This window comes from Belliella pelovolcani, assembly GCF_900156785.1.
Classification (GTDB): Bacteria; Bacteroidota; Bacteroidia; order Cytophagales; family Cyclobacteriaceae; genus Belliella; species Belliella pelovolcani.
This window is the reverse complement of the sequence record NZ_FTOP01000005.1, coordinates 30,266-45,175: the sequence shown is the minus strand read 5'-3', so window position 1 is coordinate 45,175 and position 14,910 is coordinate 30,266. Positions and strand designations below refer to the sequence as shown.

The following is a 14,910-nucleotide window of genomic DNA, read 5'->3' as shown; positions in this document are numbered from 1 at the left end:
GTGCTTCTTGGAGTGCTTTGTATCCCTTCATAAAACTACAATATCAAAACGCTAGCTCTCCCTAATCGATTAAACAGTTATCAACTAAACATTAACGCTTAAACTATCTGATACACCACCTCAGGCAATTGCCCTAGCTCCTGAATCATTTCATTGGATGGGTCTACTTGATACTTTTTGGACATCAGGTCGAGGGTGATATTTTCCTTTCTATCGATGATGTTGATATAGAGCTTTGCATCACCTTTGTACCGCTCTGTAATTTTCTCCAACTTCTCCATCAAGTCCAATGTAAGGTCATCTAGGTCAATGTTGACCCTCAAGCCTTTTACCATTTTTCCCCTCACTTCACTGAGCAGGGACATGTTGTTGATCTTGAATTCAAATTCTCCTTCCTTCCACTTGTTGGGATGCACTGAGCCCGTTAGGTAAAGGAACCAGCCTGTCATGAAGTACTCCTTGAATTTGATATAGTCTTCGCCAAAGATGAAGAAAGTATGTCCACCATGGTAATCTTCTATGGTCAGCGTTCCAAAGGGTTTTCCAGTCTTTGTCGTTCTATGTGCAAAAGAGGTCACCATTCCTGCCGCTTTGATATCGCCCTTGGTCTTGAGCACATCTATGTTGTTGAAATCAGTCATGGGTGTATTGGTAAATGACTCCATCTCAACCCTAAACTGATCCAATGGATGTCCTGATATATAAAGCCCTACAACTTCCTTCTCAATATTCAGAGCCTGCAACTGACTGAAAGGTTCGAGGGGTGCTATAGTAGGGAGCGGCACTTCCATTCCTCCACTTCCACCAAAGAGACTTACTTGTGAACTATCAGCTTCCTGCTGTACTTTTTGGGCATATTTCACTGCCTTTTCCAATAGATTATGATCCCCATCGGCTGCTTCTAAGTATTGGCGTCTATGATGCTGCGGGAAGCAGTCAAAGCCCCCTGCCATGGCCAAAGATTCTAGCGTTTTCTTATTGAGTGCCTTTGCACTGACTCTTTTACAAAACTCAAAGATGTTGGGAAACTTACCACTCTTCTCTCGCTCTTCTACGATGGCATCTACTGCTGCACTCCCTACTCCCTTGATGGCAGCCATCCCAAATCGGATTTGACCTTCTTGGTTTACAGTGAAACTATTCTTGGATTCATTGACATCAGGCCCCAAAACTGGGATACCCATTCGCTTACATTCTTCCATGAAGAATGTCACCTGGGTGATATCATTCATATTATTACTCAACACGGATGCCATATACTCTGCTGGGTAATGTGCCTTGAGGTAGGCTGTCTGATAGGCAATCCAAGCATAGCAGGTAGAGTGGGACTTATTGAAGGCATAGGAGGCAAATGCTTCCCAATCCTTCCATATCTTCTCAAGCTTTTTAGCATCATGCCCTTTGGAAGAAGCCTGCTCGACAAACTTGGGCTTCATCTTATCCAACACATCCCGCTGCTTCTTACCCATGGCCTTCCTCAATACATCGGCCTCACCTTTGGTAAATCCTGCCAGCTTCTGGGACAAAAGCATCACTTGTTCCTGATAAACTGTGATCCCGTAGGTCTCCTCCAAGTATTCCTGCATGTCATCCAGATCATAGGTGATCGGTTCTACCCCATGCTTCCTTTTGATAAATGAAGGAATATACTCCAATGGCCCAGGTCTGTAGAGGGCGTTCATGGCAATCAAATCCGCAAAAACTGATGGCTTCAGCTCTCGCATGTATTTCTGCATACCGGGGGATTCATATTGGAATATTCCGACAGTTTCTCCCCGCTGGAAAAGCTCGTAAGTCTTGACATCATCTATGGGAAAAGTATCCGGATCCAAAGTGATCCCATGACGCTCCTTGACAATCTTAACTGCATCCTTGATCAGGGTAAGTGTCTTCAGTCCCAAAAAGTCCATTTTGAGCAATCCAGCACTCTCCACCACAGAGTTGTCAAACTGGGTACATACCATATCCGAGTCCTTGGCCAATGCCACAGGTACAAAGTTGGTAATATCATCCGGTGTGATGATCACACCACATGCGTGAATACCAGTATTTCTCACAGAGCCCTCCAATACCTTGGCTTGATTGATCGTCTTGGAGCTCTCGTCATTACCTTTGGAAATACGAATCAATTCATCGGCTTTGCCAATATCTTCACTATTCCCCTTGAGCTTGTCTGAAAGCTTCGCCCTATCTTTGGAAAGGTCAAAAAGCGCTTTGAGCTTGATGTCAGGCACTAACTTGGCCAATCGATCTGCATCGGATAGTGGCAAGTTCAAAACTCTAGCAGTATCCCTGATCGCTGACTTAGCCGCCATGGTACCATAAGTGATGATCTGCGCTACCTGATTGGAGCCGTATTTATTGATCACGTAATCAATCACCAGCTGCCTACCTTCATCGTCAAAGTCAATATCAATATCGGGAAGTGAAACCCTATCTGGATTGAGGAACCTCTCAAATAGCAAATCATAGGCGATAGGGTCTACATTGGTGATTCCTGTGCAATAGGCTACCGCTGAACCAGCCGCCGAACCCCTACCTGGCCCCACCGAAACTCCTAGATTTCGTGCAGCGGCGATAAAGTCCTGGACAATCAAGAAGTAACCCGGATAGCCAGTCATCTCTATGGTCTTCAGCTCAAAGTCCAACCGCTCTTTAATTTCATCAGTAATGACAGGATAACGCTTTTTGGCCCCTTCATAAGTCAAATGCTTCAAATAGGCATTCTCTCCACGCTTTCCTCCGTCCAGTTCATCTTGTGGATCTATAAATTCAGCTGGAATATCAAATTTCGGCAGCAATACCTCCCTTGCGAGCTTATAGCTTTCGATTTTCTCTACAATCTCATTGGTACAAGCTATTGCTTCGGGAAGATCAGCAAAGAGCTTTTTCATCTCCTCTGGACTCTTGATATAAAACTCATCATTGGGGAATCCATAGCGAAATTCTCTCCCACGCTTGCCAATATATTTCTTGGGTTTCTCTACCAGCTCTCCATCCTTCACGCAAAGTAAAATATCATGGGCCTTTGCGTCATTCTTAGAATTGTAATATGTATTGTTGGCAGCGAAATACTTGACTCCGTACTTGTGAGCAAACTGAAGTAATACTTCGTTGACTTTTTCTTCTTCAGGCACTCCGTGACGATTGAGTTCTACGTAGAAGTCCTCACCAAATTGCTCCTTCCACCAGACAAAAGCCTCCTCGGCTTGTGTTTCCCCTACATTCAGGATCAAAAATGGAATCTCTCCCCAAAGTCCACCTGTGGTAGCAATGATATCAGACTTATATTGGACTAGTAGCTCTTTGTCGATTCTTGGCACATAGTAGAAACCCTCAATATTAGCATAAGATGCTAGCTTGGCCAAGTTGTGATAACCTGCTTTGTTTTTGGCTAATAATACTGTCTGAAAGCCATCGTCTTTTTGGCTTTTGTTCTTTCTATCCCTAGCCAAATAAAATTCACACCCTACGATAGGCTTGATCTCTTTGGCCAATGCCTCCCTGACAAAATGGAAAGCTGCCATCATATTTCCATGATCTGTCATGGCAATAGCTGGCATATTGTACTCTTTGGCGCGGGCGATCATCGCAGGGATTTCCGAAGTAGCTTGGAGGATTGAGTACTGTGTATGCACGTGCAAATGCGAAAAAGGCACATCCTTCAAATCTGAAATATCCGCCTTCCCAGCCGCTCTGAGCACATCCTTGGCTGCCTCTTTATTGTCATCCTGAGTTGCTACCGCAAAATTGGCCTCTTCCAACTTTGGTGCTTCGTAGATGACATCTTGCACAGCAACACTTCCTTCCGTTGGTTGTACACCAGCGGTAATCAAGCCAAAGAAACACTTTGCGGTCGCATCCACATCGTAGGCCGCATCATGCGCATCTTCAAAGCCAACTCCAAAAAGCTTCTGATGCAATTCTGTCAGCGTAGGCCATTTGAATTTACCACCCCTTCCTCCAGGCAAGGCACAGAATTCGGTGGAGATATCTTTGGTATCCAGCTCCTTTTTTTCAGGAAGCTGCATAGGGACAGCTTTTCTCAAAAATTCCGACCCAACCACATTGATATCAAAACCGATATTATGACCAACCAAATACTTTGCTTTGGCTACATCTTGATCAAAGATCGCCAAAACCTCGGCCAGGTCATGCCCTTCTTTCAATGCCCTATCTGTAGATATACCGTGAACCTTCTCAGCATTGTAAGGAATAGTAAACCCTTCTGGCTTTACTATGAAATTATTATTGGAAATCAGCTTTCCTTTAGCATCATGAAGCTGCCAAGCGAGTTGAACTAATCTTGGCCAATTGTCATCTGCCGCCATGGGCGCATCATAACTCCTTGGTAATCCAGTGGTCTCGGTATCAAAAATTATATACATATCTACGCTATCGATTTGGGGATTCTAAATTAACAAACATCCCCGCAAGTGGGTATAGTATTGGCAGAAATTGTCATGATTTCTTCAGCTTAAATTCGAAATAATTGAAATAAAAATTAAAAAAGGCTTCTGAGATTTCAGGAGCCTTTTTTATTTGATGAATACACTTTGAAATCAAAATATCATTCATCTATCACGATAGTAGCAATGAAACACACCTAGTTTTTACCTTTTCCCTTCCCAAGGGACATAAACCACTTTTTTGGTTTCAAAAAACTCTCCTTGGAAGTAATCGTCGAGGTGATAAGTCACATAACCTACATTTCTTTCTTCCATCTCCTCGTCTACATCACCACCTTTGAGTAGCAAGATGCCGTTGGGAAATTCATTGAAGTCTTCTTTTTTGAACTTCCCTTTGACCCAAGGAAAAAAGTTGGTGAATCGGGTCACTGCTCTACTCACCACAAAATCATACTTCCTGACCAGCGATTCTGCTCTAGCTTGCTGCGCTTCTACATTCGAAAGCTTGAGTTGCTTGGCAACATCTTTTACCACAGTGATTTTTTTGCCAATAGAATCTACCAAGTGAAAATGTGTATCAGGGAATAATATAGCCAATGGAATCCCTGGGAAACCTCCACCTGTACCGATATCCAATACTTTGGTACCTGGCTGAAACTGCATCACCTTAGCTATACCCAAAGAGTGCAAGACATGGCGCTCGTAAAAATGATCCATATCCTTCCTGCTGATCACATTGATTTTGTCATTCCATTCGGCATAGAGCGTTTGAAGTTTTGCAAACTGCTCTATTTGCTTTTCAGTCAGGTTGGGAAAGTGTTGAAGTATCAGGTCCATGTATGTTCAAATCTAATTTCTCACAAAAATAGGGTGAATATTAGAATATACCTGCTTGGAGGGGAAATGAATGTCTTTCGATTGTAAAGATTTGGCTTAAAATACTGATCTTTACAAAACACTTAGTTATAGAGTTATGGTCTGACCACTAAATTAGATTTACCATTAAGTATTATTACAATTTATCAATCAGGGATTTTTTTGAGGGCTTTTTGCTCGGGGCCTAAATGTTAGCTCTCGTTTTTTTCTATCATTTTCAGGAAACTCGAAGGTGTCATAACTGCAATTGAAGAATTCCTATAATCTTTTATATTTCGTGTTATAATTACATCTAAATCCTTAATTGTTAGGGCGGAAGAATATTGAATAGAATCTTCATAGTCTGTAAAATTATTCTTTAACGCTTGAATGATTTCTTTTTTTGTTGTCCCAACAATTTCTGTCATTTCAGTCAATGTCTCAATAACATCGAGTGTTTTTTTATTTCCTAAAAATCTCCTGACTATGTAATAAATGTTATTGATACTTACAGCAGATAGATACAATCTTACATTTCCTTGTTCATTCAGTTCAAAAAGTTCACTTGCAGGATTTACGTGTGGTTCGCGGTCAGTAAAAAAGTCAATAACTACATCCGAATCCAAAAAAAGTTTATACTCCATATTTTTTTGAAAGTTCTTCGGTTAAGATTTGTTTGTAGTCAAAATTATCATCGGCTTTAATAATTCCTCTTAGTTTTCTAACCTTAGGGGAAAGTTGCTTTTCCTTGATTTTCATTCTTTTGACAGTAACAAACTTGAAGTAGTTTTCTACCAATTCTGAAAGACTTTGTCCTTTTTCTTTTGCATACTCTTTTGCAATTTCAATGACCTCTTTTTCTATTGTCAAAGTTAATTTTGTATTCATATCAATTATCTTTTTGATAAAAATACGTGTTTTATTTTAATTTTGAAACACGTACTGTTTTAAATGAGAGCCAACTTCAATATACCCACTACAAACATTCGCTCAGCAACAATACTAGCTGTAAAATAAGCCAACGTTTATGTCATTATTTCAACCAACTGAAAAAACTCTAACCTCAAACTCTTGGCTTTTAATTTGAAGCCAAGTTTTCACTTTTCGATTGAACTGTCTGGAGGAAATGGTCTGCAAGCTTTTTGCCTTTGGTGGAGCCGTGGACGATCGCTGGCATGTAGTGAATGCCTCCATAAAGCCTGCTGATCGCAGCTTCATCTGCGGCCAATCTGAAGGACTTGAATTCCCTCACTGGAAGCCCATAAGCGACCTCGGTGGAATCCACAAAATGAAAATTATCACCAAAAAGCTTGGTAAGGATCTCAGCAGCTGCATTGCTGATCACACTATGCCCTGAAGTGTATTCCGGGAAAGGCGGGGTCTGCAATAAGGGCAACCAATCTTCGTCGATATACTTATTGATATAAGTCTCAGGTCTGATCAACACAGAGCGGTACTTCTCATCCCAGCAAGCGATAAATCCATCAAATAGGGCTATACTGGTCATCGATAAAGTTTCTGCCGCTGCTTTCCAATCTTGCTGAGCAGTCTTGGAAGAAATAGCTGCTATCCCCATCCAGTGTCCTCCTGGGGTGATTTTCTTTTCTGCAAACATCACATGGCCTTTGACATTCACTTTATATGGGTTGCAATCCCAGAAGTAAGCGATGTCACTTTGCTCCTTGGTGAGATTCTTGGTGATTTTGAAGACTTCCTCTGCTTCTCTATAAAAATCAGAGTCTACCTCTGTACTGAATGCCGTAGGTGGCACAGACTTGAACTGATCTGCAGACTTCAGCACAAATGGCCTGATCTTATTCCAATGCGGCTCAATGCCCTCCATATACATGGGTGGTGTTGGTTGCCATGCGTTAGGATCGGAGCTGATCGTATATTTTTCAAATGACCTACTCTGATGATAATTGTCTTGCTTGGAATATGCAATCACGTGATCTGCCACCTCTTCTCCAAACGCAATCGAGGCCTCCATCACGCGACTCGGAACACCCTGTGCTTTAATGGCTTTGAAAGCTTCGTCTCGGTGTTCCTGCATCATTTCTTCTGAAAAAATTAGCAAAGTACCCACTTTATAATAGGCAGCCAAAGCCGCCAAAGGGAAGTAGACATCCTCAGACGCTTGAAAGTCCTTCTTTTCAAAACCATTCAACTGTCCCATCAGCGATTGATAATCTCCTCCTGACAATACCGCTACCTCGTAGGCTGCTATCGAGGGATAAGCATAGATCCTACTCGCCACTGGGGGAGAAAAAATATCATGTATGATAATCTCCGTCAGCTTTTTTTGGGCAGCAAACTGATAATCCCCATTTGTGATCACTTGGGAATAATCCTTTTCTTGGCAAGACAAAAGAAGTGATGCAAAGATCAAAGCTGACAAAAGGTGATTATATAATTTCATGGATATTGTGATTTTCAATTTCAAATTTAATAAATAGCTGACAGAGAGACAAAAACTACAACTTCAGCACTATAGGACTATCATTATTTCGCAAAGCGATGAGGTGAAGCTGATTTTTGATCATGATAGGTTTGAGTTGTCTATACTCCCCACCTATCTGTCCCAAAGGTAAGCTTTTGAACTTAAATGCTCCTTCTTCTAATACGAAGAGGGCCATAGGCATGGCATCAGCACGCCCTAAGTCATTTCTATAGCCATAAAAACCACCCACTGTCAGCAAATGTGTAGTCCCATGATTCTCCCAGACATACGCAGCTTGAATTGGAGCAAATTGTCCTTCAATACGCAATGGGATAAAATTATCATCCCCGTATATATAGATCCCTGATTCCAAATTTTCCACTGAAAGCTTTCTAGCTTCTTCGATTTGCTTGGAATTCAAAATCCCAGATGGATTATTGATCTGAGCATATTCCAGATAGTTTCCATGGAGCTTTTTGATCGCTGGAATCTGCTTGATGAGGTCATCTCGAGTAGCGAATGGTAGTAACTTTTCGCCCATATAGTGGAAAATCAGGGGATCCTCCTGACCGTTTCCATCAAAATCTGCATGGTATAACCAAAGCGGTTTTTTTTCACTGGCTTTCCATTTTTGATTAGTCCCCATGTTCCCAAGCAATACAGCCGACTGTCCATTCCAAGTGATCGGTAATGCAGAAAGATACATTCCTCTTGGGGAGCGATTTGGTATTTTGCTAAAGTACTGATCCTTTTCTTGCTTCCATATTTGAACCTCTCCCCATTCACCTGTAAGTACCAGTTCTTTTTGCCCATCTGCGTCTGTATCTTGCCAAATTGCCGCTTGGAGCATTCCAAATGCTGGAGCTTCTCCAAAATACTTTTTGGTCTGATCTGTAAAAAAACCTCGGCCATCATTGATCAGCAGGTAACTATAAGGTTCTGCTCCATAATTACCAGTCACAGCAGCAGACCCTATAAATATGTCAGGCGCACCATCTCCGTTGATGTCATGAATTGCTATTGAGGAGGTATTTTCTCCAAGTGGAGGTAGAGCGTTAGGTGAGAAGCTAAAGTTTCCATTACCATCGTTGAAATAGACGCGATCAAAGTTAAAAACATGCCCTTGGGGATTTTCGTAACCTCCACTTCCCACATAAAGATCAAGATGCCCGTTGCCGTTGAGGTCGACAAATTCAGCAACCACATCCTCTCCTGGCTTCATCTGTTCGAACAAGGCTTGTTCTTTTTTCTGAAAAGTCCCATCCTTGAGTTGTAGGTATAATGCACCAGCCTGCCCCTTGGCTCCCCCGAGATAAATATCTTCAAGCCCATCTCCATTGACATCACCCACTGCCAAAGCTGGTCCTTCGGTACTGTATTTTCTTGGGATCAGGTACTCTCTGCGCATGTCGTCAAATTCCAGATTCTCAGCATGACTCCAGTCCAACCCTACTTCTACTTGCTCAAAAGATTTCAGTTGCTCTTTAGCTTCTTTTAAAACACGCTTTCCACCTCCTTTTTTGAGTTTGACCTTTTGATTGCTATCAAATGGGCCAAATGATTCTATAAAGTCAGAAGACCACCTTACTTGTACTTCTTCAATCTTATTTTCATTACCTAGACCAAAATGTATGGTAGGTGCAGGCCCTGATTGAAACCCTCTTGAAGTACTCAGGAGTTGATGCTGCATCCCCGAAGCAGTCTGAATCTGCACATGTGCACCTATTCCAAAATGATTCTGCGCATCTCCTTCTAGATCCACCTGAAAAAAATGATGCTTCATTATTTGTTGAGCATTGTTTCTATAAATGGAGGCTACTTGATCTATGTTATTGATGACCAGATCCACAGCGCCATCATTATTCAAATCTCCATAAGCCGACCCTGACCCATAGGACAGTTGATCTAGCCCCCAAGCTTTGGCTTTATTTTCAAAGGTCAAATAGTCTAGTTGGTGAAAAGCATAATTCGACAGCTTCATGGTGGGAAGCATGGAAACCAACTTTTCATACAGTTCCTTCTCAGAGAGAGCCGCATTTGGGGACTGACTGTATTGCACAAAATCAAGGTCATTTGGCCGCTTGACAATCCCGTTAGTGACATGAATATCCTTCTGCCCATCATTATCCATATCAAAAATCAAGGGAGACCAGCTCCAATCTGTGGCAAAAGTCTCAGTCAATAAAGCAATGTCTGAGAATCGCTCCCCTTGCATATTGAGCTGCAAGTGATTGCGGACATATTGATCTCCATAGCCAAACCTCTTTTTGATATCATACACTTCTTGCTTATCCTCTCCTATTGACTTCATCCAGATTACAGGATCTTCTGGAAGCATGTCTGTCGTGAAAATCTCAGGAAATCCATCATTGTTGAGGTCATTGATGTCATTGCCCATACTATATCTGCTGGTATGGCTGATCATGGTCTGTAGTGACTCCTTAAATGTCCCATCACCCTGATTGAGGTAGAGGTAATCATCTTCTGTAAAATCATTGGACACATATATATCCAACCAGCCATCTCCATTGACATCTCCTATTCCCACACCCAATCCAAAACCTAAGCTACTAGAGAGAATCCCTGCTTCTTCGGTCACTTCTATCATTTTTGTAGCACCTTGAGCAAGTTGACTCTGGTACAGCTTATCCCCTCCTTTTTCATCCTGATCCTCAAATTTGGTATCAGCATGTGAAAAGACCTCTGGTTTTTTGATAGAATGGTTGAGTAAATACAAATCCAAATCGCCATCTTGGTCATAATCAAAAAATAAGGCATGGGTTGAAAACCCTTCGAAAGCTATGCCATATGATTCAGCTTGCTCCGAAAAGGTCAAATCGCCATTGTTGATATAAAGCTTATTTTTCCCATTGATACCTTTGTAATCTCCAACTTGGCATACATAAATATCAAGTAATCCATCCCCATTGACATCTGCCATGGTAACCCCAGTAGACCAGCCACCACCCCCATCTACCCCAGCCTGAGCAGTGATGTCTTCAAATTGAAAATCTCCTTTATTCAGATACAGTTTATTTTCCCCTTGGTTAGAAGCAAAGTAAATGTCTATCAGCCCATCGTTATTGATATCCCCAAGCGCTACGCCACCCCCATTGTAAAAGTAGAGGTATTCCAGGATGTTCATGTCCACAGTGGAGGTCAGGTCATTGCTAAAATCAATTCCAGTCTCTGAGGCAGGAAGCAGGGTGAAAAGCTTTTCTTCTTCCTGTTCTCCACATGAAAAAAGTAACAATAACAAGTATGCTTGTAATAAATAAGCACGCAAAGCAGTAATTGAATTTTTTAAAATTTCCACCATTCTACTGCGTCATTATTCTTCACTATCATCAGTCTACGTTGACCGTGGCTTTCCAGTACCTTGATTCCTCTGATATCCCCATGGAGTTGGAGACCATGTTGCCGATTTTCCCAGTACCTGAATGTACCATCTCCATTACCCAAGAGTACTTCACCATAGCTGGCATCATATTGCCCTACTTCAGGTTTGGCGCCTTTGAGATTGCCTCCTAGAATAAGGTCCTGATGGCCATCCCCATCTATATCTACCACTTCCGCAGCAAAGATCCATGATCGCTGTGCCATTCTAGGCAATTGCTGTATAGTAAATTTTCCAGAGCCCTGATTGAGCATAATAGCAGAAGCCGCATAATTAAACTCTTGAACAACAGCATTCGCCAATACAGGAGCCTCAAAAATATCCTCTAGCATTTCTTTGTTGTAGTTGCTGTATTTGAGGTATTTCTTTTTGATACTTGGTATTTGCTTCTCTAGTTCATGCTTGAGAATGTATGGTGCGTGTTGCTCTCCTACCTTCTTGGTAAAGATTTGCTCAACGGTGCCATTTTGATCGAAATCATTCACAAACATCTTGATCGGTGAATCCAGACTTGGCTTGAATCTAGAATTAAGCCCATGGTTACCTAGAACAAAATCTGGTAAACCATCATTGTTGAAATCTCCAACTTCAATGGTCCTATACCATCCTTTGAACCCTGCTAATTCGGGTATTTCAATGCGTTCTAATTGGTGTCCTGTGTTTTTGAAAACATTGGGTTCCATCCATTCGCCTACTACGATTAAATCCTGTAAGCCATCTTGATCATAATCTACCACCACGGCATCAGTGACCAAACCAAAATCCTTCAAGGCAGGTGCAAATTGCGCTGTTTGATCCGAGAAGTTTCCTTTTCCATCATTGATCAGAATCAGAGAACTTGCATTGACCCCATAAACAAAAGGAACCAATCTTGCCCCTAAGAACAAATCCAAAGCGCCATCCCCATTGACATCGATGGTTTGCACTACAGATGTACTGTATCGGAAGTTTTCTAAGCCATTCCCAGTAGCTTTGCTAAAGCTACCCTTACCGTCATTGAGGTAAAGCCTATCGGTCAAATCTAATGAACTGAACGATGCCTCACTACTTCCAGAAGCGACATATAAATCTAAAAAACCATTCCCATTAGCATCAAAAAACAAGGCATCGGTATCTTCCGCATTTTTATCTGTTTCGAAAAGTTGGTTATTCAAAGCTTTGAAACTTCCATTGGCTTGTTGCAAAAACAATTGACCTGCTTGTCCCTTTGCTCCTCCAATAAATACATCCTCCAGGCCATCACCATTGACATCTCCGAATGCGAAAGCAGGACCTTCTGTAGATAATTTATGATATGTAAGTCTATCCCTGTCAAAGTCCACAAAAGGATTTTCTACATGAGTAAAATCAAGAATTTGCTTTGAATCAACCTTTTCAAATTGTCGATTAGAAGTAGTTTGGAAAAAATCAAAGTCTGCTAATTCCTCAGCCTCTTCCCAATCGATCTCTAAGAGTTGATTTGCAGAAATATCTTTCAATACTGTGACTTGGCCATCAGGCCACCTTACTTGTATTTCATCAATTATTGCAACTGAGCCAAGCCCAAAAGTGAGCTTGGGATCTACCGAAGATTGAAAACCTCTATTGGGCATCAACTCTTGGTAGAAGATCTGATCTTCGGACAGCAACCTTACCTGCGTCCCTATGGCTTGGGTATTGGCATTTTTTCCTTTGATCTGTATTTGCAGGTAGTGATTATTTGGATAAAATTCCCGACTGCGATTTTTATAAATCAATGCTTTCTGATTCACATTATTAATGACTAAATCCAAAGCTCCATCATTGTTCAGATCTCCATAAGCTGAACCGTTGGAATGAATCGGGTCTCCCATACCCCATTCATGAATCACATTGGTAAAAACCAAGTCTCCTTGATTTTTGAATGCATAATTGGATACAGGAGTCACAGGGATTGGGTCAACCAAGGCTTTGTAGTTCACACCTTGCTGGGTGATGATCTTTCTTTTGGTCTCTTCATTGTCTATAAAATTAAGGTAATCCAGATCCGTGATATCTTGGTAGATGCCATTTGCCACAAATACATCCTTGAGCCCATCATTGTCCATGTCAAAAAATAAGGCTGCCCAACTCCAATCAGTCGCTTCCATATTTCCCATTCTGCCCACTTCTGAGAAAGTACCGTCACCATTATTGACATGGAACATGTTGCGGTTGAATTGATTGTAGTAGCCATGCTGCCTATTGAACTGAAACTTGTCCCAATTTTCGAAAGTCGTCACTTGCTTGAGTCGCTCAAGTGGTTCTGGAAGCATATCTGTTACGAATATGTCCAAGAAACCATTGTTATTCACATCTGCGATATCGGCACCCATAGAAGCTGCAGAGATCGAACGCATGTAAGTCTCCAAGCTTTCTGTGAATGTACCATCTTGATTATTGATGTAGAGGTAATCTTTTTCAAAAAAGTCATTGGAGATAAAAATATCCATCCAGCCGTCTTGGTTGACATCCCCAATGGTAATGCCCAAGCCAAATCCGATCAAACTACCATAAATCCCTGCTTCTTCGGAAACATCCACAAATCGATCACCATCATTTCTAAAAAGCTTGTCTCCGCCCACAGGATCCCTTCTAGGTCTTTCATTCTGCATCTTATTGAAACTACCGATAGCTGTATAGCTATTGTTGAGCAAGTAAAGATCTAAGTCTCCGTCGTTATCAAAATCAAAAAACACAGCATGAGTCGAATAACCTTGGTCAGCAAGTCCATAGGATTCGGCCATTTCTGTAAAGGTTCCATCTCCATTATTGATAAAAAGCTCGTTTTGCTTATTATCTCCTGCAAGGTCACCAGAATTGCAGACGTAAATATCCAAAAGTCCATCTCCGTTGACATCTGCCATGGCAACACCTGTACTCCATGCTCTCTTCCCTGCTACACCCGCTGTTGTTGTTACATCTTTGAACTTGAAGTCACCTTCGTTGAGGTATAGTTTATTCTCCCCTTGATTAGATGTAAGGTAGATGTCTAAAAGCCCATCTCCATTGACATCACCCAAAGCTACACCTCCTCCATTGTAAAAATTTCGATAGGTGAAGATGTTGAATGCCTCGTCAAATTCTAGGTCATTGCTAAAGTCTACACCAGAATATGATGAAGGGATTGCTTCAAAAAGGGTGTCTTTTTGCTCTTCTACTTTTGAACAGCCAACTGTCAAAAGCAATAAAACCAATACGCGATATATATTCCCTTTATTCATTTACTTACATCCTTAATGTCCTTAATTCTCATATCAAGTATGTCTACTCGTACAGCACTCAGACTTTTGATGTAGACTCTGATTAATCTATTTCCGTCGATTTTCACCATAGCAAAAGCTCCAGATTTATCTTCTACCTTAAAGAAACCTTGACCGTACCAGCCTTCAAAAAGTTCAACCACATCAGCAACGAGCTTCTCTGCAGTTGTTTCTTGATTTGTTGGAAACCAGTTTTGGTATTGAAATTCAACCGGCATGTAATAGATCTTTTCCTCTTCAAATCTAGGATAGAAAAACATATTGACTGGATTGCCTGAAGGTAGCTCAGGTTGATACCTGACCATTAACTCATGTGCTCCATTGATCAAAATCCCTTGCTGATTCAGTTCCCAACAAGTTTCAAAAAATCGCTTTCTAGCCATTTCAAACTCTAATCCGAGAAAAAGATCCTTGTAGACTTTCCCTGAGGCAAGTTCTCTCTTTTTGATCTTTTCATATTCAGTCTCCAAAGTACAGGAACTTAATAAGCAAAATGCTACTATCACTAAGATTTGAAACTGTTTGAAATCAACTTTTACTGTATTCATT

At 41.4% G+C, this 14,910-nt stretch carries 8 protein-coding genes; all 8 read right to left on the bottom strand.

Features of this window, described 5'->3' with window-relative positions:
- Window positions 1-98: 98 nt before the first annotated feature.
- Entirely contained in the window at window positions 99-4,388 is a 4,290-nt protein-coding gene (gene dnaE, locus BW935_RS07175; protein WP_076500009.1) for a DNA polymerase III subunit alpha, read from the bottom strand.
- A gap of 225 nt (window positions 4,389-4,613) precedes the next feature.
- Window positions 4,614-5,246 carry a 16S rRNA (guanine(527)-N(7))-methyltransferase RsmG gene (rsmG, locus tag BW935_RS07170; RefSeq protein WP_076500007.1) on the bottom strand — a complete coding sequence of 211 codons (633 nt, stop codon included), beginning with the start codon at window positions 5,244-5,246 and terminating at the stop codon, window positions 4,614-4,616.
- Window positions 5,247-5,476: 230 nt separating this feature from the next.
- Window positions 5,477-5,908 carry a type II toxin-antitoxin system VapC family toxin gene (locus BW935_RS07165; protein WP_076500005.1) on the bottom strand — a complete coding sequence of 144 codons (432 nt, stop codon included), beginning with the start codon at window positions 5,906-5,908 and terminating at the stop codon, window positions 5,477-5,479.
- On the bottom strand, window positions 5,898-6,152 hold the full coding sequence (locus BW935_RS07160) for a DUF6364 family protein (RefSeq protein ID WP_076500003.1): 255 nt from the start codon (window positions 6,150-6,152) through the stop codon (window positions 5,898-5,900). The genes BW935_RS07165 and BW935_RS07160 overlap by 11 nt, the downstream gene beginning before the upstream one ends.
- Window positions 6,153-6,342: 190 nt before the next feature.
- On the bottom strand, window positions 6,343-7,683 hold the full coding sequence (locus tag BW935_RS07155) for a vanadium-dependent haloperoxidase (protein ID WP_076500001.1): 1,341 nt from the start codon (window positions 7,681-7,683) through the stop codon (window positions 6,343-6,345).
- A 55-nt stretch (window positions 7,684-7,738) separates the two neighbouring features.
- Window positions 7,739-11,023 (bottom strand): VCBS repeat-containing protein, encoded by a 3,285-nt coding sequence (locus BW935_RS07150; protein WP_076499999.1) that lies wholly within the window; start codon window positions 11,021-11,023, stop codon window positions 7,739-7,741.
- Window positions 11,008-14,322: a VCBS repeat-containing protein gene (locus tag BW935_RS07145; RefSeq protein ID WP_076499997.1), complete on the bottom strand. Its 3,315-nt coding sequence runs from the start codon at window positions 14,320-14,322 to the stop codon at window positions 11,008-11,010. Before BW935_RS07145 ends, BW935_RS07150 begins: the two co-directional genes overlap by 16 nt.
- Window positions 14,319-14,909 (bottom strand): hypothetical protein, encoded by a 591-nt coding sequence (locus BW935_RS07140; RefSeq protein WP_245802662.1) that lies wholly within the window; start codon window positions 14,907-14,909, stop codon window positions 14,319-14,321. The genes BW935_RS07145 and BW935_RS07140 overlap by 4 nt, the downstream gene beginning before the upstream one ends.
- Window position 14,910 lies beyond the last annotated feature (1 nt).